The sequence below is a fragment of the Piscicoccus intestinalis NBRC 104926 genome, assembly GCF_001515525.1.
In the GTDB taxonomy this organism is placed as follows: Bacteria; Actinomycetota; Actinomycetes; order Actinomycetales; family Dermatophilaceae; genus Kineosphaera; species Kineosphaera intestinalis.
The window spans coordinates 1-907 of sequence record NZ_BCNQ01000312.1; the positions used below are offsets into that span (position 1 = coordinate 1).

General features: G+C 73.8%; 2 protein-coding genes. Both read left to right on the forward strand.

Features of this window, described 5'->3' with window-relative positions; all coding sequences use genetic code 11:
• Window positions 1-290 (forward strand): hypothetical protein (locus PINTE_RS23575; protein ID WP_169798600.1); only part of this gene is annotated, 290 nt, incomplete at its 5' end.
• Between the two features lie 11 nt (window positions 291-301).
• Window positions 302-907: wax ester/triacylglycerol synthase domain-containing protein (locus PINTE_RS21435; protein WP_281178991.1), on the forward strand; the 606-nt coding region annotated here is incomplete at its 3' end.

Consider the following 907-nt stretch of genomic DNA (forward strand, 5'->3'; position numbering starts at 1 on the left):
CGCTGCGGCCCGAACCGGTGCCGGTCGCGCTGCGCCTGACCGGCACCGACGCCACCGCCCGCGCGTGGGCGCACCGGCTCGGGGCCGAACTCACCGGCTCCGGGGCCGTGAGCCGGGTGCATCGCTGGCCGCACGACCCGAACGCGGTCACGGCCCAGCTGACCACCGGCGTTCCCGTCACGGTCGCCTCAGTCGCCTCCGGCGCCTCTGAGCTCGGCCGCGCCGCGAACCGGCTGCTGCCGCTGTTGACCAGGGGCGACATCGCCGCGCGCGGCGCAGTCGATATGTGACGATGGGCAACGTGCCCGACCGACTCAGCGCCGTCGATGCGTCGTTCCTCTACCTGGAGGACGCGCGCAGCGCCATGCACGTCGGCTCGGTGATGGTCTTCGAGGAGCCCGACGGCGGGGTCGACGTCGACAGCCTCATCGACCTCGTCGCCGCCCGCATCGACGAGGTGCCCCGGTACCGCCAGCGCGTGCGCGAGATGCCCGTCGGCATCGCCGCCCCCGCCTGGATCGAGGACGGCGCGTTCGACCTCGCCTACCACGTGCGCCGCTCCGCGCTGCCGCGGCCCGGCAACGACGAGCAGCTCGAGGAGTTCGTCGGCCGCATCCAGAGCCGCCCGCTGGACCGCTCGCACCCGCTCTGGGAGATGTACATCGTCGAGGGCCTGGCCCAGCACCGCTTCGCGATCGTCACCAAGACCCACCAGGCGCTCGTCGACGGCATCAACGCCCTCGACCTCGGCCATCTCATCCTCGACGAGTCGCCGGAGCCCGAACCGCACGTGCGCGTCGAACGCGTGCCCCGGCGCGAACCCGGCGACCTCGAACTCGTCGCCCGCAGCGTCGTCGAACTGCTCACCAGCCCGACCCGCCTCGCCGGCCGGCTGCGCGACGGCGCG